Source organism: Sagittula sp. (assembly GCF_052825245.1).
Genome location: NZ_JBRBWD010000015.1, coordinates 55,805 through 73,606 on the forward strand (window position 1 = coordinate 55,805; position 17,802 = coordinate 73,606).

A 17,802-nucleotide genomic window follows, 5' to 3' on the forward strand; every position below is an offset into this window, starting at 1 on the left:
CATGTGGAGGTCGCGTGAACCTGTTGTTTTCAAATGATCGCCGCGGCGAATACCCGCAAAGCTGGTACGCAGATACGGCGGAACCGCTGCCGCCTTACCCGGTGCTCAAGGGCACCGTTCAGGCGGACGTCTGCGTGGTCGGCGGCGGCTACACCGGCCTGTCGGCAGCGCTGCACCTGGCCGAAACCGGTCTGGACGTGGTTCTGGTCGAGGCGCATCGCGTGGGCTTCGGCGCCTCCGGGCGCAACGGCGGGCAGTTGGGGTCCGGCCAACGGCAGGACCAGTTCACGCTGGAAAAGATGGTCGGCCCGGAAGAGGCGCGGCGCCTCTGGGACCTGGGCGAGGATGCCAAGGCGCTGGTCCGCGACCTGATTGCGCGGCATGACATCGACTGCGCGCTGAAACCGGGTGTGGCCTGGGCCGCGACCTCGGCTGACTCCGCCGACTGGATGCACCGCTACGCCGCACACATGGGCGACCAGTACGGCTACCAGATAGAGGCGATGGACAAGGACGCGTTCCACGCGATCTGCCCCTCCCCGGCCTATTGCGGCGGGATGCTCGACATGGGCGCCGCGCACCTGCACCCCCTGAAGCTGGCGCTGGGGCTGGCCCGGGCGGCAGACGGCGCGGGCGCACGGATCTTCGAACGCTCGGCGGTGCACCACATCAAGGAAGGCGCCCGCGTAACCGTACAGACCGAGGCCGGGCGGGTCGAGGCCGACCACCTGATCCTCGCCACCGGCGGCTACCTCGGCGGGCTCGACACCAACGTCGCGGCGCGGGTCATGCCGATCAACAACTTCATCGTCGCGACAGAACCGCTGGGCGATGCCGCCGACAGGGTGCTGGCGCGCGATGTGGCCGTGGCCGACGACCTCTTCGTGGTCAACTACTTCCGCCTGTCCGAGGACCGGCGTCTGCTGTTCGGCGGCGGCGAAAGCTATGGCTACAAGTTCCCGAAGGACATCCGTGCCACGGTGCGCAAGCCCCTATCGCGGATCTTCCCCCACCTCGCCGACGCCCCCCTGACCCATGCATGGGGCGGCACGCTGGCGATCACCATGAAGCGCCTGCCCCATCTGGCACGGCTGGGGCCGAACGTGCTCTCGGCCTCGGGCTATTCCGGCCACGGGGTCGGCAACGCGGTGCAGGCCGGGCGCCTTCTGGCAGAGGCCGTGCGCGGCCAGTCGGAGGGGTTCGACACCTTCGCCCGCCTCCCCACTCCAGTCTTCCCGGGCGGCGGCGCCTTGCGCTCTCCGTTGCTGATGCTGGCGATGACGTGGTTCTCGCTGCGCGACCGCCTCGGCATCTGACGCCCCCGATCCCGTCACCCATCGGCCACAAAATCCCTGCCTGTCGCGTCCTGCGGCGCAAAGACCCTTTGCGCTGCGCGCCGGCTTGTTTTAGATTTCCGAAAACGGACCTTAAGGATTTTGAAAACCATGCTCCCCAACATGCATGACGCCGAGCCGATCCCGCCCGAGGCCCGCGCCGAGATCGACCGCCTGCTGCAATCCGGCGACCTGTTCCGTTACACCGCGCCCGAAGATGCGCCCGTCGCCCTGCTGGAACGCGAATTCGCCGCCGAGATGGGGGTGAAATACGCGCTCGCCGTATCCTCCTGCTCGGCCGCGCTGTTCCTGTCGCTCAAGGCACTCGGCCTGCCCCGCGATGCACGCGTGCTGATCCCGGGGTTCACCTTCGCCGCTGTGCCCTCCTCGATCATCCACGCGGACCTTGTCCCCGTGCTGTGCGAATGCGGCGACAACTACCGCATCGACATGGACGACTTCGCGGCCAAGCTGGACAGCGTCTCGGCGGTCATCGTCTCGCACATGCGCGGTCACACCTCCGACATGGACGCGATCATGGCGCTCTGCGATGCGAGGGGCATCCCGGTCATCGAGGACGCGGCCCATTCGCTGGGCACCACCTGGCACGGCCGAAAGATCGGCACCATTGGCCGGATCGGCTGTTTCAGCTTCCAGTCCTACAAGCTGCTGAACGCCGGCGAAGGCGGCATCCTGATCACCGACGACGCAGAGGTGGTGGCGCGCGCTGTGATCCTCTCCGGCGCATACGAACACATGTGGCAGAAGCACCTGCGCCCCGGCGACAACACCGCCGAGCTGGAGGCCGCCTTTGCCCGCTGGCAGAACCGCCTGCCGCTCTACAATCTGCGCATGTCGAACCTCTCGGCAGCGGTGATCCGTCCTCAAATTCCGCATATCGCGCGCCGAGTGACCGATGGCCGCCGCAACCACGACCGGGTGGCCACGCAGATCGACGCCTCGCCCTGGCTGCACGTCCCCGCCCGGCTCGAGCCGGAGATGCGCGCCCCGGACTCGCTCCAGTTCAACGTGGTCGGCATGGACGAGGCGCAGACCCGCGCCTTCGTCTCGGTCGCGGCGGGCAACGGAGTGAAGGTGCAGGTCTTTGGGCTGAGTACGGACAACGCCCGGGCCTACTGGAACTGGCAGTTCCTACCCGAGATGCCCGATCTGCCGAAGACCCGCGCCATGCTGATGTGCGCCTGCGACACCCGCCTGCCCGCCCGCCTGACGGAGGAAGAGTGCGATGCGGTGGCGGCCGTGCTGATCCACGCCGCCGAGACCGTCATGGGCGACCAGCGCGCCTACGGCACCTGAAAATACGGGCGTTCAGGAATCGGAAAGGCGCGCACCGGCAGGCCCGGGTGGCGCGCCTTCGATGAACAACGGGCTTACTTGTCGAGCTTCGACAGCTTGTTCTGAAGCTCGGCCAGTTGTTTCTTTATATCGCCGAGGTCGTCCCCGCCCTTGGCCGGTGTCTCCATCGTCGGCCCGGTCGAGCCCGCAACCCCGCCGGTCATCGCCTTCAGGAACGCCTCCTGCTGCGCCTGCATCGCCTCGAGGCTCTTGGCCATGGACGGGTTCATGTTGCCCATGTTCTCGACCCACTTCGACTGGCTGTCGCGGAACATCTCGAAGGTCTGGGCCAAGAACTGCGGCACCGTGCTGGTGGCCTGCGTCGTGTAGCTGCGGACAAGGTCGGTCAGCACGTTGATCGGCAGGACGGACTCGCCCTTGCTTTCATGCTCCGCCACGATCTGCAGAAGGTACTGCCGCGTCAGGTCATCTCCGGACTTCAGGTCGACGATCTGCACGTCCCGGCCATCGCGAATGAAGCCCGCGATATCCTCCAGCGTCACGTAGTCGGAGGTCTCGGTGTTGTACAGCCGCCGGCTGGCGTAACGCTTGATCAAAAGCGGTTTTTCGGTCTCGGCCACGGGTTCCCCCTCCTCCGGAAAATGCAGCGATGCAGCAAAGCCTATGCGAGCGCAGAAGAAAAGGAAACCCTTCTGTGAGCAGGGCTTCCATGCGCTGAAAGCGTGACGTGGCAGGGGGTTACGGCAGGCGCGCCCGTCAGAACAGGCTGCCCTGCTCGGGCGGCTCCTGTTTTGCCTTGCGGCGTTGGGGCGCGCCGCCGCCCAGCTTCAGCCTCCCGTCGGCGAATTCCACCTCCAGCCCGGAGGCCTCCTCCGCAGCGGCCCGGCTGGTGACAACCCCGCTCTCGGACCAGACGACGGCATAGCCGCGGTCGAGCGTGGCGCGATACGAGAGCGTCTCGGCCAGGCGGGCCAAGGCCTCCAGCCGCTGACGGGTATCCTGAAGGCGGGCCTCCTGCGCGGCATCCATCCGTTGGGACAACCGGTCCAGCCGCTCGCGCCCGGTGCCGATCTCGCGCAGGATGGCACGCGGCGTCAACCGCGCGGCCCGCGCGTCCAGCGTGTCCCGCCGCACCTTGATGGCCCGTTCCAGCGCCGGGCCAAGGCGGGCCGCGCGCTCATCCAGCCGCCCACGCTCCACCGACACCGCGCGCCGCAGGATCGCAGGGCGCAGGGACCCCACGGTTTCGGTCAGCCGCAGGCGCTGCCGGTCCACCGCGCGGGTCAGTGCCGCGGGCAGCCGGTCGCCCATGACATCCAGCCGCTGCCGCGGCCCTTCGACCAGTTCCTCCGGGCGGGGAAGCGCACGCGCCAGATCGCGCAGCCGCTGCCCGCGATGCTCGATCCTGAGGCCCATCGCGCGGGTCATTCGTGCACCGAAATCCCGGATCTGTGCAGCAAGTTCCATCCGTACCGGCACCGCCAGTTCGGCGGCGGCAGTGGGCGTCGGCGCCCGGCGGTCGGACACGAAGTCGATAAGCGTGGTGTCGGTCTCGTGCCCCACCGCGGATATCAGAGGGATGTCGGAAGCCGCCGCCGCCCGCGCCACGACCTCCTCGTTGAATCCCCAGAGGTCCTCGACGGAGCCGCCCCCCCTTGCCACGATCAGCAGGTCCGGACGCGGCAAGGGACCGCCGCGCTGGAAGCGGTTGAACCCCTCGATGGCCCGGGCCACCTCCGGCGCGCAGGCCGCACCCTGCACCGCCACCGGCCAGATCAGCACCTTGCGCGGGAAACGATCGCGCAGCCTGTGCAGGATATCCCGGATGACCGCGCCCGAAGGCGAGGTCACGACACCGATGATGTCCGGCAGGTAAGGCAAGGGTTTCTTGCGCCCGGCGTCGAACAGGCCTTCCGCCGCCAGCGCCGCCTTGCGCTTTTCCAGCATCGCCATCAGCGCGCCCGCGCCTGCCGGACGGATATCCTCCAGCACGATCTGGTACTTCGACTGCCCCGGGAAGGTGGTCAGCCGTCCGGTGGCCACCACCTCCATCCCCTCCTCCGGCTGGGTCTGCAGGCGCGACGCCACGCCCTTCCACATCACCCCGGAGATCACCGACCGGTCGTCCTTCAGGTCCAGGTACACGTGCCCGGAGCGCGGTCGCGACACGCGCCCCACCTCGCCCCGCACCCGGACGAAACCGAACTCCCCCTCGATCACGCGCTTCACCGCGCCCGAAAGCTCGGAGACCGAGAATTCCGGCGTGTTGCCATTCGTGCCGTCGTCGATCAGGTCCATGCCACGCTCTCTTGCCCTCACTTCCCGCGAACCTTAAAGCACCCGTAAACCGATCAAAAGCGCCCCCGTCCTTCATCTTGGTGACAAATACCTCGGGGGTCCGGGGGCTGGCCCCCGGTCCCGCCCAGGCCATCCGCCCCGACTGCAACACAGGAGCACGCACATGAACATCCTCATCCTCGGCAGCGGCGGACGCGAACACGCCCTGGCATGGGCCGCGCTCCAGAACCCGAAATGCGACAAGCTGATCGTCGCACCGGGCAACGCGGGCATCGCGCAGATCGCGGAATGCGCACGTATCGACATCGAGGACGGCGGCGTGGTCGCGGAATTCGCTTCCGACAACGCCATCGACCTGGTGATCGTCGGACCGGAGGCCCCCCTGGCGGCGGGCGTCGCAGACCGGCTGCGGGAGGCCGGCCTGTCTGTCTTCGGCCCCTCGGCAGCGGCGGCACGGCTCGAAGCCTCCAAGAGCTTCACCAAGGAAATCTGCGACGCCTGCGGCGCGCCCACCGCCGCCTACGGACATTTCACCGACGCCGATGCAGCAAAGGCCCATATTCGTGCAGGAACCGCCCCTGTCGTGGTCAAGGCGGACGGTCTGGCCGCGGGCAAGGGCGTCATCATCGCCGAAACCCTCGACGAGGCCTGCGCGGCAGTCGACGAGATGTTCGGCGGTGCCTTCCGCGGCGCAGGTGCCGAGGTGGTGATCGAGGAATTCATGACCGGCGAAGAGGCGTCCTTCTTTGTCCTTGTCGATGGCGAAACCTGCCTGCCGGTCGGAACGGCGCAGGACCACAAGCGGGTGGGCGAAGGCGACACCGGCCCGAACACCGGCGGCATGGGCGCCTACTCTCCCGCCCCGATCATGGACGATGCCGTGACCGCGAAGGCGCTGGACGAGATCGTGCGCCCCTGCATGGCCGAGATGGTCCGGCGCGGCACGCCCTACCAGGGGGTCCTTTACGTTGGCCTGATGATCGAAGACGGCCAGCCGCGGCTGGTGGAGTACAACGTGCGGTTCGGCGATCCGGAATGCCAGGTCCTGATGCTGCGGTTGGGCGCTCAGGCACTGGACCTGATCCACGCCTGCGCCGATGGGCGGCTTGCCGATGCACAGGTCAACTGGGCCGACGACCACGCCATGACCGTCGTCATGGCAGCCGACGGCTACCCCGGCAGCTACAAGAAGGGCACCGTGATCCGCGGGCTGGACGCCCTGCCCGAGGACAGCTTCAACGTCATGTTCCATGCCGGCACGACCGAGGCCGACGGCGCGGTAACGGCTACCGGCGGGCGCGTCCTGAACGCAACGGCACGCGGCGCCACGCTGCAGGAGGCCCGCGACCGGGCCTACGCGATGGTCGATGCGGTCGACTGGCCGGAAGGGTTCTGCCGCCGCGACATCGGCTGGCGGGCGCTCTGACACCTGCACCGCCGGGGCAGGCCCTGACGGAAAGGGGCCGGCTTCAGGGCTCGATGATCTCCCGCTCGGTCACGATCAGGTCGAGCGGCTGGTCCGTGTCCTCCAGCGGCAGATCATCCATCTCCTGACCGGCAAACGCGAAGCCGATGGCAAGGGTCGGTCGTTTCGCCCGCAGCCGCTCCAGCGTGCGGTCGTAGAAGCCGCCGCCATATCCCAAACGCCCCCCGCTCCGACTGAAGGCAACCAGCGGCACGATGAGGATCTCCGGCACCATCGCCATGCCCGCCGACGGGATGCGCGCGCCGAAGGGTCCGTCCGTCATCTCGCAGTCCGGCTCCCAGACGGAAAAGCTGAGCGGCAGCCCCGGTCCGTCGATCACGGGCACGCCGACAGGACCGTAGGCCGAGGCCTCGGCCATGGCGGCGAGCGGGTCGATCTCCGTGCGGATGGCCATGTAGCCCGACAAAGGCACCCCGCGATGCCCTGCCAGTATCTCGCTCAGACGTCCCGCCTGGCCCGGCAACCGTGCCTCGAACGCCGCTTTTCGTGCAGCAAAGGCCGCCTTGCGGGCGGCCGCCTTGCGCTCTTCCAGCGTCACAGCAGCACCACAACGGCGAGCCCGAGGAAGGCGAAGAAGCCGACCACATCCGTGACGGTGGTGACGAAGGCGCCGGAGGCGAGCGCGGGATCGACGCCCACCTTTTCAAGCACCACCGGGATGATGATCCCCGCCAGACCTGCGATCACGAGGTTGATGACCATCGCCGATGCGATCACCCCGCCCAGGGCAGGCGAGCCGAACCAGATGATGCCGACGATCCCCATGATGACCGCGAAGGCCACGCCGTTGATCAGGCCGACCACGCCTTCACGGCGGATCACCCGCCACAAGTTGGAGCCGGTGAGGTCCTTGGTCGCCAGCGCACGCACCGCAACGGTCAGCGACTGCGTCCCGGCGTTCCCCCCCATGGAGGCGACAATGGGCATCAGGACCGCCAGCGCGACGATCTCGGCGATGGCCGCTTCGAACTGCGCGATGACAAGGCTGGCCAGAACCGCCGTAACGAGATTGACCGCCAGCCAGGGAATGCGGCGCTTGACTGTATCGACCACCTTGTCCGACAGGCGGCTTTCGCCGTCCACACCGGCCAGCCGCAGGATGTCTTCCTCGTTCTCCTCGTCGAGCACCGCCATGGCGTCGTCGATGGTGATCTGTCCGACGAGGCGGTCGTTCTCATCCACGACCGGGGCGGAGATCAGGTGGTACTGGTTGAAGGCATATGCGACCTCGCCCTCGTACTGCATCACCGGGATGGTGTGGAACGACTCCTCCTGGATCGACTTCAGGGTCACGTCGCGCTTGGACGACATGAGCCGCCCGAGAGTGACGTTGCCGACCGGCCGCAGGCGCGGATCGACCAGCACGATATGGTAGAACTGCTCTGGCAGGCTCTTGGACGAACGCAGGAAATCGATGGCCTCGCCGACACTCCAATGCTCGGGGGCCATGACGACCTCGCGCTGCATGAGACGGCCGGCGGAGAACTCCGGGTAGGCCAGCGACTGCTCGACCGCGGCCCGTTCGCTTTCCGGAAGTACGTCGAGGATCGCTGTCTGCTGCGGCGTGTCGAGGTCCTCGATCAGATCGACCACGTCGTCGGAATCGAGCTCGCGGACCGCCTCGGCCAACACCTGCGGCGTGAGGATGCCGATGACTTCCTCGCGCAGCGCCTCGTCGAGTTCCGAGAGGATGTCGCCGTCCATCTCGTGCCCGTAAAGCCGGATCAGCCGCATCCGGTCGTAGGCGTTCACCTGTTCCAGAAGGTCGGCGATGTCGGCCGGGTGCAGCGGCTCCATGAGCTCGACAAGCTGCTCCCGGTCGTCGGTGTCTACGGCGTACAGAATCCGCGCGACAGCCTTGCGGTCGAGGTCGTATCCCTCGTCGCGCGCCTCTTCCCGCGCGTCCTCGTCGGCCACTGCCTCGCTTTCCTGCGCCATGTGCCTGCCCTTCCGCGTTTCTTGTCACGGAGACTAGGTCAAGCGCCCGGAAAGCAACAGGGCAGATTGTCCTTTTCGCAGCGGCCCCATAGGGTTTGCCCGGACTGCGCGGGAAGGAGATCGCGATGACATCAGAGCTGCATCTCGGGCAATTGATCCGTTTCAGCGCAGACCCCTTCAAGGAGGGGATCGAAGCGGCCGAACACGTCACTTCGGGCGCGATTCTGGTCGTTGACGGCAAGATTGCAGAAGTTGGCGGGGCGGACGCGCTCAGAAAACGTCACCCTGACGCGACGGTGCGCGACCATGGTAGCGGGCTGATCCTTCCCGGCTTCGTGGACGCCCATGCGCATTACCCGCAAACCGCAATGATCGCGAGCTGGGGCAAACGGCTGATCGACTGGCTGAACACCTACACCTTCCCCGAAGAAAGCCGGTTCCAAGACCCTTCCTACGCGCAAGAGATCGCGGGGCGATACCTCGACCTGTTGCTCGCGCATGGCACGACCACGGTCTGCACCTATTGCACGATCCACCCGGCCTCCGTCGATGCGATCTTCGAAGCGGCTGAGGCACGCGGCATGCGGGTGTTCGCGGGCAAGACCTGCATGGACCGCAACGCGCCGGACACGCTGCGCGACACAGTGCAAAGCGCCTACGATGACAGCAAGGCACTGCTGAGCCGCTGGCATGGGCGCGGGCGGGCGTCCTACGTCATCACGCCCCGCTTCTCACCCACGTCGACGCCCGAACAACTCTCGGCCCTTGGCGCGCTTTGGGCCGAGCATCCCGACTGCCTGATGCAGACCCACCTGTCCGAGCAGACCGAAGAAATCACGTGGGTCAAAGGGCTTTTCCCGGAGGCGCGCGATTACCTCGACACCTACGAGGCGCACGGGTTGCTCGGGGCCAATGGTCTCTACGGGCACGCGATCCACCTTGAGCCGCGCGAACGCGACCGGCTGCGCGAGGTCGGCGCCGCATTGGTTCATTGCCCGACGTCCAACACGTTCATCGGCTCCGGGCTGTTCGACATGGACGGGCTGATGGCAGAGGGGCCCCGGATCGGGCTCGCCACCGACACGGGCGGCGGGTCCTCCTTCTCGATGCTGCGGACCATGGCGGCGGCCTACGAGATCGCGCAGCTGCGTGGCCGGGCGCTGCACCCGGCAGAACTGCTGTGGCTTGCGACCGAAGGCTCTGCCCGCGCCCTGCGTCAGGACAGGATCGGTCGGCTGGAACCGGGCGCGGAGGCGGATTTCGTCGTCCTCGACCTCGCCTCCACCCCGGCCATTGCGCAGCGCTCCGCCGTAGCGGAAACCATCTGGGAGGCGCTCTTCCCGACGATCATAATGGGCGACGACCGCGCGATCGCGCAGACCTATGTGATGGGCAAACCGTCCAAAGCGTGAGGCGCCTCAGCAGCCGTCGCGGCCCAGCACCAGCACCCAGACATCGCCCGGCGCGCGGACCAGTCCGTATTCCCTGACCTCCGGCTTCACCATATTTTCGCGGTGCGGCGGGGAAGCGATCCAGTCGCCCAGCACCTCGGACAGGGTCTTCTGGCCCTTGGCGATGTTCTCGGCCACGGCGCAGGCCCGGTAACCCTGCCGCCTGACGCGGGTCATGACGTCACTGCCGTCCGAGCCCTCGTGCGAAAAGAAACCCTTGCGGGACATGTCGAGCGCATGCGCCTTGGCCGCCTCTTCCAGGCGGGGCGAGGGATTGACCTGGTCCAGCCCTTCTTCGGCGCGCAGGCCGTTCAGCATCTGGCGGACGGGTTGGGCGGTGGCAGCACCGGCGGCAAGAATAGCCGCAAGACACAGTCCATAAAGGATTTTCACAGAATATTCTCCAAACGACGCACAAGCGCATTCTGCCTTTTTATGGCAGCGTCCAGATCGAAAGTCACCACCTGCCCGTCCCGGACCACCTGCCGCCCCTCAACCAGAAGGTGTCGGACCTTGGGCGGCCCCGCCAGCAACAGCGCAGCTGGGTCCCAGCTTCCTGCGGACTCGATGCCCGACACGTCCCACAGTGCGATGTCCGCGCGCTTGCCCACAACAATCTGACCGCAGTCGTGGCGGCCCAGCACCTCTGCCCCGCCGCGCGTCGCGATGCGCAGTGCCTCGCGCGCGCTCATGGCGTCGGCGCCGCGGACGACACGCTGCAGCAGCATGGCCTGCCGCGCCTCGGCCACGAGGCTCCCTGCGTCGTTCGAGGCCGAGCCATCCACCCCGAGACCCACCTTCACGCCCGCATCGCGCATGGCGCGGACCGGCGCGATGCCAGATCCGAGGCGGCAGTTGGAACAGGGGCAATGGGCGACCCCGGTGCGGCTGCGGGCGAAGAGGTCGATCTCCGTCGTGTCGAGCTTCACGCAATGCGCGTGCCAGACGTCGTCGCCGGTCCAGCCGAGATCCTCAGCGTATTGACCCGGCCGACAACCGAAATGCGCCTCGCTGTAGGCGATGTCCTCGTCGTTCTCGGCGAGATGGGTGTGCAGCATCACGCCCTTGTCGCGGGCCAGCAGAGCCGCGTCGCGCATCAGGTCCCGGCTGACCGAGAAAGGCGAACAGGGGGCGATGCCGACGCGGACCATGGCGCCGTCGCGGGGATCGTGGAAGGCGTCGACCACGCGGATGCAGTCTTCGAGGATGGCCGCTTCCCGTTCCACGAGGCTGTCGGGCGGCAGGCCGCCGTCGCTTTCTCCAATGCTCATGGCACCGCGGGTCGGATGGAACCGCAGCCCGACCTCGCCCGCCGCCGCGATGGTGTCGTCCAGCCGGGCGCCGTTGGGATAGAGGTAGAGATGATCGGAAGTCAGCGTGCAGCCGGTCAGCGCCAGTTCGGCCAGACCGATCTGCGCCGAGACAAATATCTCCTCGGGACCGAAGCGCGCCCAGATCGGGTAAAGCGTCTGCAACCAGCCAAAGAGCAGGGCATCCTGTCCGCCGGGCACCGCACGGGTGAGCGTCTGGTAAAGGTGGTGATGCGTGTTCACGAGGCCCGGCGTCACGACGCAGGTCGCCGCGTCGATGACCTCTCCCGTTGTGGCAAGGCCGGTGCCGATCTCTGCGATGATCCCATCGCGCAAACGGATGTCCGTGCCGGTCGTCTCCGTTCCGGCATCGTCCATGGTCAGGAGGTGGCGGGCATTGCGGATCAGGATCTCGGGCATTGCGGCGGCTCCTCAATAGCCTTTCAGGATCTCCAGCGCCGCCGCGTGCAATTCCGGGTTCGCCGCCGCCAGAGCGCGACCGCCGTCATGCACCGGCCCGCCCGCCCAGTCCGTCACGATCCCGCCCGCCGCCTCGATCACGGCGATGGGGGCCTGGATGTCGTAGGCCTGTAGCCCGGCCTCGATGACGAGGTCGATCTGCCCGGCCGCCAGCAATGCGTAGGCGTAGCAGTCCATGCCATAGCGCACCAGTTTGGCGCGGGCCGCAACGGCTTCGAAACCGGCGCGGTCCTGCGGCTGGCCGACTTCGGGGAAGGTGGTGAAAAGCAGGGCGTTTTCGAGGCCGGAGGTTCGCCGTGTGACCATTGGGCCCTGCCCGCGCGGACCACGCCACGCCGCCTGCCCCAGCCCGCCGGAAAAGCGTTCGCCCATGTAGGGCTGGTCGACGATGCCATAGCGCGGGCCGGTGTCGTCCGACAGCGCCACGAGCACGCCCCATGTCGGGGTTCCGGCAAGGAAGCCACGCGTCCCGTCGATCGGGTCGAGCACCCATGTCAGCCCACTGGTGCCGGATTGCGTGCCGTATTCCTCGCCAAGGATCGCGTCGTCGGGCCGGCGTTCTGCCAGGACCTTGCGCATCGCCTCTTCGGCGGCGCGGTCAGCGGCGGTCACGGGATCGAACCCGTCCGTCAGCTTGTTGTCCGCAGTCAGCCCGGCTGATCTGAAGTAGGGGAGTATCGCCGCCCCGGCTGCATCTGCAAGGGCGTGCGCAGTGCCGATCAAATCTTCGGCCAATCGTCCTGAAATGTCCACCTGTCGCCTCCGTACGCTTCGCCCTGTCAGGGGCTATCGCAGGCGGCGCGGCGGCTCAAGCCACGTCGGACAGGACGCGGGCGAGTTCGAAAAGACGGCGTCGCTGGTTCTCGGGGATCGCGTAGTAGGACCGCACGAGGTCGAGTGCTTCCTTGTCGCCAAGGATATCCGCCGGGACGTTGTCGCCAGAAGCAACTTCGGAATTCTCGTTTTCGATGCCTTCGAAGAAGAAGCTCACCGGAACGTCGAGCGCATCTGCGATGTCCCAAAGGCGGGAGGCACTGACACGGTTCGCACCCGTTTCGTACTTCTGGATCTGCTGGAACTTGATACCCACTTTTTCGGCCAGCTGTTGCTGGGTCATGCCCACCAGCCAGCGGCGATGTCTAATACGTTTTCCAACATGAACGTCAACGGGATGCGCCATCGTGTGTCTTCCTGTTCTAAGGTTTGGCCAAATGAGAGACCCGGTTATCTTCAGACCGTCCGACCAGCCTCATCCTGCACGTGTATGGCCTGATGTGCTACATCAAAACGGTCACTCATATCAAGACACACAACCGCCTAATAATGGTAAACGCGAACGAATAACAACACAAAGTTGAAAAAAAACAGGAATTGTTGCTGTTAATAAATTTGGACTGCACATTACGCGTCCAAGGCGCGAGGAATTCGTCGATCTTCCGGCGCAAAAGGATAGGAGGCACCTATGCGTGCGTACGTTAAATTTTCTCCGGACTCCGCACCGGAGTTGAAAGAAATCGAGGTACCGACCCCGGGACCGGGAGAGATTCGGATTCGAGTCGCCGCCTGCGGCCTGAATTTCGCCGACCTTTTGATGATCAAGGGTACCTATCAGGATACTCCGGACTGTCCTTTCGTACTCGGTATGGAGGTCGCCGGCGTGGTTGATTCGCTCGGTGAGGGTGTCGAAAACTTCGCTCCGGGGGACCGTGTGGCGGTCTTCGGCGGGCAAGGCGGTCTGGCCGAGATGGCCTGTTTCGATGCCACCCGCGCCGTCCGTCTGCCGGATACAATGGACTTCACCACCGCCGCGGCCTTCCAGATCGCCTATGGCACCAGCCATGTCGCCCTCGATCACCGCGCGCGCCTGCAACCGGGAGAGACCCTTCTGGTGCTGGGCGCTGCCGGGGGTGTCGGGCTGACGGCGGTGGAGATCGGCAAGCTGATGGGCGCGACGGTCATCGCCTGTGCCCGCGGCACCGATAAGCTGGAGGCCGCGAAAGCGGCCGGTGCAGACCACCTGATCGACGCGCGGACACAGGACATACGGGCCGAGGTGAAGGCGCTCGGCGGTGCGGATGTGGTCTATGATCCCGTTGGTGGCGAACAGTGGGAGGCCGCCTTCCGCGCCTGCAATCCCGAGGCGCGCCTGCTGCCGATCGGCTTCGCATCCGGCGACGTGCCGCAGGTCAAGACGAACCACCTGCTGGTCAAGAACCTCTCCGTGCTGGGCGTCTACTGGGGCGGTTACCTCGCCTTCCGGCCAGACATCCTGACCGGGTCGCTCGCGACGCTGATGGAGTGGCATGGCGCGGGCCGGCTCAAGCCGCATGTCAGCCACACCTACCCGCTCGATCAAGCGGCGGAAGGGCTGGCTCTTTTGCGCGACCGCAAGTCGACCGGCAAGGTGGTCATCACCATTCAGGAGATGTGATCGCGACCCAAAGGGCCGGGGCGCAAAACCGCGCCCCGGTCCGTCCTCACGCCTTTTCGGCCGCCCAGATCATGTCGATCATCTCCTGCGTCCCGCGGGAGAATTCTAGCGGACAGGGATAGGGCGCGCCGTCCAGCACCGATGCATTGAACGCCTCGACCTGATGGACGTAGTGATTGTCGGACGGGAACCGCCACCTTGTCACCTTCAGGTCCTTGCCCTGCACCTCCACCTCGGCCTGCCCGTAAACCGCCGCGTTGAAGGGCGTTGTCAGGCGCATCACGCCGCCGTCGCCGTGGAAAACCACCTCCTGCCAGGGCGCCATCCGCATCGACACCACGCCTGTATAATGGAACGAGGGGAAGCGCGCGGTGATGTGGCTCCAGACATCGACGCCGTTCTCCCGCTCGATTTCCGTCGACAGGATCGCCTGCGGCTCCTCGCCCGTCACGAAGCGAACCGTTCCGTAGGCGTAGACGCCGATGTCGGGCACCGCGCCGCCGCCGGTCTCCGGACGGTTGCGGATGTTCTCGCCGTCGCTGCTGTTGTCATAGGAGAAGGCGACGGAAACACGCTTGAGCGCGCCGATGGCCCCCTCTTCATAGAGCGCCTTGGCCTTCTTCCACTGGGGGTGGTGCACGACCATGTAGGCCTCTGCCGCGAGTTTTCCGGTGGCATCCCGGGCGGCGATCACCGGCGCGAAGTCGGCGGCCTGCATGGCCAGCGGCTTCTCGACCAGCACGTGTTTGCCCGCCTCCAGCGCCTTCACCGCCCATTCGACGTGCAGGTGGTTCGGCAGAGGGATGTAGACCGCGTCGATCTCCGGATCGGCCAGCAGGTCGTCGTAGGAGAGGTGCACCTTCAGCCCCGGCGCGCGCTCTGCAAACGGCGCGGCCTTTTCCTCGCTCGATGTGGCAAGCGCACAAAGCCGCCCGCGGCGCGCCTGGTTGATGGCCGGTCCCATGTGCTCGCGCGCGAACTTTGCCGCGCCGAGGATGCCCCATCTCACGTGATCTGTCATCGTCAGCTCCCTGGTGTTTGCGCTCACGCTAGACCAGTTGCGCCGGGGATGGAACGTGCCGCGCCCGCGAAATCCGGGCGATCGGGTGTCAGTCGGACAGGAGCGGCCAGGGGCTGCGGGTCTTGGCCTGCCGCAGGATGAAATGCGTCTGGCTGACCCGCACCAGCCCGCCGGCCAGCATCCCGCGCTTCAGGAACGCCTCAAGGTCCTCCGGATCGCGCGCCGCAACCTTCAGCAGGAAATCGCAGGCCCCCGTCACGGACTCGCACTCGACGATCCGCGCCTCCTGATCCACGAGGTCGCCGAAGGCCGACAGGGTGTCATCGGAATGGTCGATCAGGCTGACGAAGACATAGGCCAGCGCGCCAAGCCCGAGGGCCTTGGGGTCCAGCCGCGCGACGTAGCCGCGGATGACGCCCTCGTCCTCCAGCCGCTTGATCCGCCGCCAGCAGGGCGAGGTCGAAAGCCCGGCCGCATCAGCCAGCGTCTGGATGCTGGCCTTCCCGTCATGCTGCAAATGCGCGAGGAGTTTGCGGTCGGTGTCGTCTAGCTTCATGATCGGATATTGCCCTTCATTCCCATGCTTCTGGAATAAGTTTCCCGCAATCATTGGAAAACTCGGCAACAGGGTTTTCGGTTCCGTAATCCGAGAAACTACGCAGTCGCAGCATTCGACTCAATATCAATTGGCCGCCGTACTATTTACCGATTCCCAATAGATGTATTGTTTAGTACATTTCTTTGGGGTTTATCGTTTCATGAATGAAAAGGCCCCCTCCGTTTCCGGAGGGGGCCGCCAGCGCCTTCGAACACATGAGGTAATCTTGGGAGTCCGCCGCTTTGACCACCGGGCCACCGCTGCCGGCCCGGCGGAACGGTTCAGGCGCTGGTCAGCATGCCCTGCTCGCGGGCAAGGTCACGCATCCGCTTCTGCAGCTTCTCGAACGCCCGCACTTCGATCTGCCGGATACGTTCCCGGCTGACGTCGTACTGGCCCGAAAGCTCTTCCAGCGTCACCGCCTGGTCGGACAGGCGCCGCTGGGTCAGAATGTCCTTTTCCCTCTCGTTGAGCACGTCCATCGCCTGCTCCAGCAGGGCGCGGCGCGCCTCGAGCTCGTTACGTTCGGCATATTCACCGGCCTGGTCGGCATCCTCGTCCTCAAGCCAGTCCTGCCATTGCATCGACCCTTCGCCTTCGGAACCGACCGTTGCGTTGAGCGACGCGTCGCCACCGGACAGGCGCCGGTTCATCGAGATGACCTCGTCCTCGGACACGCCCAGATCGGTCGCGATCTTTTCGACGTGTTCCGGACGCAAGTCGCCGTCCTCCAGCGCGCCGATGCGGCTTTTGGCCTTGCGCAGGTTGAAGAACAGCTTCTTCTGCGCCGAGGTCGTGCCCAGCTTCACCAGCGACCAGGACCGCAGGATGTATTCCTGGATCGAGGCGCGGATCCACCACATCGCATAGGTGGCAAGGCGGAAGCCCTTTTCCGGGTCGAAACGCTTCACCGCCTGCATCAGGCCGACGTTCGCCTCGGAGATCACCTCCGCCTGCGGCAGTCCGTAGCCGCGGTAGCCCATGGCGATCTTGGCCGCGAGCCGCAGGTGAGACGTCACGAGCTGGTGTGCCGCCTGCGTGTCCTCGTCCTCGACCCAGCGTTTTGCCAGCATGTATTCCTCTTCAGGCTCCAGAAGCGGGAACTTGCGGATTTCCTGAAGGTAGCGGCTCAGACCGGCTTCCGGCGTCGGTGCCGGGAGATTTGCGTAGTTGCTCATGCCTTGCCCCTCTCGTACGACGCGTTTGCGCCTTTCATGTTACACGGCTTAACATCCAGATGGCCCTTGGCCACATCGGTTTCAAGATGCTTAACCAACAAACGTTGCGCATAAGTTAAGGTTTCGTGAACGTTGGGGAACCCATATGTCAGCGGGTTCACATGCACGTGCACTCGATGACATCCGGCTTTTCCAACCCATACATTATCGCATGACATGGATGCATTTTCAGCAAATTTCCATACACAACGCGATGACGTACTCCGCGACCAAACCCAATCCGAACGTCACGGAGTATTATCCCATGCCCGCCCTCGACGCACCTCGCCAGATCCGCACAGCCGGTGTGCTGTATCTGGTCATCATCGCTTCCGGCCTGACGGCCGAGCTGGCCCTGCGCGGACCCGCGCTGGCAGGCGGGGCAGAGACGCTGGTCACCCATCTCTCCTCCATCCGCCTCAGCCTTCTGGCCGACGTCGTCATGCTGCTGGCGGACATTGCCCTGGCGCTTGTCTTCTTCACCCTTCTGCGCCCGGTCTCCGAAGGCCTGTCCCGCGCCGCCATGGTCTTCCGTCTCGGACAGGCGGCGCTGATCGGCACCAGCCTCGTGGCCCTCTCGGCCGTGCCGCAACTGGTGGAGGGCGGGCGCACCGATCTTGCCCTGACCTTCGCCGCGCTCCATGCCAGCGGCTATGATATCGGTCTGATCTTGTTCGGGGTGAACGCGATGCTGATGGCGAAACTGGTCTGCCTGTCCCGCGTCGCGCCGATGGTGCTGCCTGCCGGGCTGATGCTGACCGGGCTCATCTACATCGCCGGCGGGATCACCCGCCTGGCCGCGCCCGACCTGAACGTGCTGATGCAGCCCGCCTACCTCGTCTGCATCGTGACGGAGGTAGGGTTCTGCCTCTGGCTGCTGATCGCTGGCCGACTCTGACCTAAGTCAGGCACGGACACTCG

The 17,802-nt window shown here is 65.9% G+C and carries 17 protein-coding genes; 6 read left to right on the top strand and 11 right to left on the bottom strand.

Annotation, left to right across the window (positions count from 1 at the left end; genetic code table 11):
- Positions 1 to 14 precede the first annotated feature (14 nt).
- Both ACU0DV_RS04860 and ACU0DV_RS04865 read left to right on the top strand, forming a co-directional pair.
- Positions 15 to 1,316 (top strand): NAD(P)/FAD-dependent oxidoreductase, encoded by a 1,302-nt coding sequence (locus tag ACU0DV_RS04860; protein ID WP_446241141.1) that lies wholly within the window; start codon positions 15 to 17, stop codon positions 1,314 to 1,316.
- 129 nt (positions 1,317 to 1,445) lie between these two features.
- The gene (locus ACU0DV_RS04865; RefSeq protein ID WP_370313311.1) at positions 1,446 to 2,651 is read left to right on the top strand and encodes a DegT/DnrJ/EryC1/StrS family aminotransferase; all 1,206 of its coding nucleotides are present in this window, start codon (positions 1,446 to 1,448) and stop codon (positions 2,649 to 2,651) included.
- Positions 2,652 to 2,725: 74 nt separating this feature from the next.
- On the opposite strand, the gene phaR is transcribed toward ACU0DV_RS04865, so the two are convergent.
- Both phaR and xseA read right to left on the bottom strand, forming a co-directional pair.
- Positions 2,726 to 3,271: a polyhydroxyalkanoate synthesis repressor PhaR gene (phaR, locus tag ACU0DV_RS04870; protein ID WP_446241142.1), complete on the bottom strand. Its 546-nt coding sequence runs from the start codon at positions 3,269 to 3,271 to the stop codon at positions 2,726 to 2,728.
- A 136-nt stretch (positions 3,272 to 3,407) separates the two neighbouring features.
- Positions 3,408 to 4,949, bottom strand: coding sequence for an exodeoxyribonuclease VII large subunit (gene xseA / locus ACU0DV_RS04875; RefSeq protein ID WP_446241143.1), 1,542 nt, complete (start codon positions 4,947 to 4,949; stop codon positions 3,408 to 3,410).
- Between the two features lie 163 nt (positions 4,950 to 5,112).
- Between xseA and purD the strand changes: the two genes are divergently transcribed.
- On the top strand, positions 5,113 to 6,375 hold the full coding sequence (purD, locus tag ACU0DV_RS04880; RefSeq protein ID WP_446241144.1) for a phosphoribosylamine--glycine ligase: 1,263 nt from the start codon (positions 5,113 to 5,115) through the stop codon (positions 6,373 to 6,375).
- A gap of 43 nt (positions 6,376 to 6,418) precedes the next feature.
- On the opposite strand, the gene ACU0DV_RS04885 is transcribed toward purD, so the two are convergent.
- Complete coding sequence (locus ACU0DV_RS04885; RefSeq protein WP_446241145.1) at positions 6,419 to 6,973, bottom strand: 5-formyltetrahydrofolate cyclo-ligase; 555 nt, start codon at positions 6,971 to 6,973, stop codon at positions 6,419 to 6,421.
- Entirely contained in the window at positions 6,970 to 8,373 is a 1,404-nt protein-coding gene (gene mgtE / locus ACU0DV_RS04890) for a magnesium transporter (RefSeq protein ID WP_100929831.1), read from the bottom strand. The genes ACU0DV_RS04885 and mgtE overlap by 4 nt, the downstream gene beginning before the upstream one ends.
- 125 nt (positions 8,374 to 8,498) lie before the next feature.
- Between mgtE and guaD the strand changes: the two genes are divergently transcribed.
- A complete protein-coding gene (guaD, locus tag ACU0DV_RS04895) occupies positions 8,499 to 9,785 on the top strand; it encodes a guanine deaminase (protein ID WP_446241146.1) in 1,287 nt (428 codons plus the stop codon).
- A gap of 6 nt (positions 9,786 to 9,791) precedes the next feature.
- Here the strand turns inward: guaD and ACU0DV_RS04900 are convergent, their stop codons facing one another.
- From ACU0DV_RS04900 to ACU0DV_RS04915, 4 genes are all read right to left on the bottom strand, one after another.
- The gene (locus tag ACU0DV_RS04900) at positions 9,792 to 10,217 is read right to left on the bottom strand and encodes a CAP domain-containing protein (protein WP_446241147.1); all 426 of its coding nucleotides are present in this window, start codon (positions 10,215 to 10,217) and stop codon (positions 9,792 to 9,794) included.
- The gene (locus tag ACU0DV_RS04905) at positions 10,214 to 11,554 is read right to left on the bottom strand and encodes an 8-oxoguanine deaminase (RefSeq protein WP_446241148.1); all 1,341 of its coding nucleotides are present in this window, start codon (positions 11,552 to 11,554) and stop codon (positions 10,214 to 10,216) included. The genes ACU0DV_RS04900 and ACU0DV_RS04905 overlap by 4 nt, the downstream gene beginning before the upstream one ends.
- 12 nt (positions 11,555 to 11,566) lie before the next feature.
- On the bottom strand, positions 11,567 to 12,349 hold the full coding sequence (hisN, locus tag ACU0DV_RS04910) for a histidinol-phosphatase (protein WP_446241149.1): 783 nt from the start codon (positions 12,347 to 12,349) through the stop codon (positions 11,567 to 11,569).
- 73 nt (positions 12,350 to 12,422) lie between these two features.
- A complete protein-coding gene (locus ACU0DV_RS04915; RefSeq protein WP_100929826.1) occupies positions 12,423 to 12,794 on the bottom strand; it encodes a helix-turn-helix domain-containing protein in 372 nt (123 codons plus the stop codon).
- A gap of 282 nt (positions 12,795 to 13,076) precedes the next feature.
- Between ACU0DV_RS04915 and ACU0DV_RS04920 the strand changes: the two genes are divergently transcribed.
- The gene (locus tag ACU0DV_RS04920) at positions 13,077 to 14,045 is read left to right on the top strand and encodes an NADPH:quinone oxidoreductase family protein (protein WP_446241150.1); all 969 of its coding nucleotides are present in this window, start codon (positions 13,077 to 13,079) and stop codon (positions 14,043 to 14,045) included.
- 46 nt (positions 14,046 to 14,091) lie between these two features.
- On the opposite strand, the gene ACU0DV_RS04925 is transcribed toward ACU0DV_RS04920, so the two are convergent.
- The 3 genes from ACU0DV_RS04925 to rpoH form a co-directional block, all read right to left on the bottom strand.
- Positions 14,092 to 15,066, bottom strand: a complete 975-nt coding sequence (locus ACU0DV_RS04925) for a Gfo/Idh/MocA family protein (RefSeq protein ID WP_446241151.1) — start codon at positions 15,064 to 15,066, stop codon at positions 14,092 to 14,094.
- An 88-nt stretch (positions 15,067 to 15,154) separates the two neighbouring features.
- On the bottom strand, positions 15,155 to 15,622 hold the full coding sequence (locus ACU0DV_RS04930; protein WP_100929823.1) for an Lrp/AsnC family transcriptional regulator: 468 nt from the start codon (positions 15,620 to 15,622) through the stop codon (positions 15,155 to 15,157).
- A 323-nt stretch (positions 15,623 to 15,945) separates the two neighbouring features.
- The gene (gene rpoH / locus ACU0DV_RS04935; protein ID WP_100929822.1) at positions 15,946 to 16,842 is read right to left on the bottom strand and encodes an RNA polymerase sigma factor RpoH; all 897 of its coding nucleotides are present in this window, start codon (positions 16,840 to 16,842) and stop codon (positions 15,946 to 15,948) included.
- A 304-nt stretch (positions 16,843 to 17,146) separates the two neighbouring features.
- Between rpoH and ACU0DV_RS04940 the strand changes: the two genes are divergently transcribed.
- Positions 17,147 to 17,779, top strand: a complete 633-nt coding sequence (locus tag ACU0DV_RS04940; RefSeq protein WP_446273483.1) for a DUF4386 domain-containing protein — start codon at positions 17,147 to 17,149, stop codon at positions 17,777 to 17,779.
- Positions 17,780 to 17,802: the final 23 nt, after the last annotated feature.

What these genes read in the sequence shown, in the direction of transcription:
- ACU0DV_RS04865 (WP_370313311.1), top strand. Translation starts at nt 1,446, where the DNA reads ATGCTCCCCAACATGCATGACGCCGAGCCGATCCCGCCCGAGGCCCGC.
- ACU0DV_RS04905 (WP_446241148.1), bottom strand. Translation starts at nt 11,554, where the DNA reads ATGCCCGAGATCCTGATCCGCAATGCCCGCCACCTCCTGACCATGGAC.
- ACU0DV_RS04915 (WP_100929826.1), bottom strand. Translation starts at nt 12,794, where the DNA reads ATGGCGCATCCCGTTGACGTTCATGTTGGAAAACGTATTAGACATCGC.
- ACU0DV_RS04930 (WP_100929823.1), bottom strand. Translation starts at nt 15,622, where the DNA reads ATGAAGCTAGACGACACCGACCGCAAACTCCTCGCGCATTTGCAGCAT.
- guaD (WP_446241146.1), top strand. Translation starts at nt 8,499, where the DNA reads ATGACATCAGAGCTGCATCTCGGGCAATTGATCCGTTTCAGCGCAGAC.
- ACU0DV_RS04925 (WP_446241151.1), bottom strand. Translation starts at nt 15,066, where the DNA reads ATGACAGATCACGTGAGATGGGGCATCCTCGGCGCGGCAAAGTTCGCG.
- mgtE (WP_100929831.1), bottom strand. Translation starts at nt 8,373, where the DNA reads ATGGCGCAGGAAAGCGAGGCAGTGGCCGACGAGGACGCGCGGGAAGAG.
- xseA (WP_446241143.1), bottom strand. Translation starts at nt 4,949, where the DNA reads ATGGACCTGATCGACGACGGCACGAATGGCAACACGCCGGAATTCTCG.
- ACU0DV_RS04920 (WP_446241150.1), top strand. Translation starts at nt 13,077, where the DNA reads ATGCGTGCGTACGTTAAATTTTCTCCGGACTCCGCACCGGAGTTGAAA.
- rpoH (WP_100929822.1), bottom strand. Translation starts at nt 16,842, where the DNA reads ATGAGCAACTACGCAAATCTCCCGGCACCGACGCCGGAAGCCGGTCTG.
- purD (WP_446241144.1), top strand. Translation starts at nt 5,113, where the DNA reads ATGAACATCCTCATCCTCGGCAGCGGCGGACGCGAACACGCCCTGGCA.
- ACU0DV_RS04940 (WP_446273483.1), top strand. Translation starts at nt 17,147, where the DNA reads ATGCCCGCCCTCGACGCACCTCGCCAGATCCGCACAGCCGGTGTGCTG.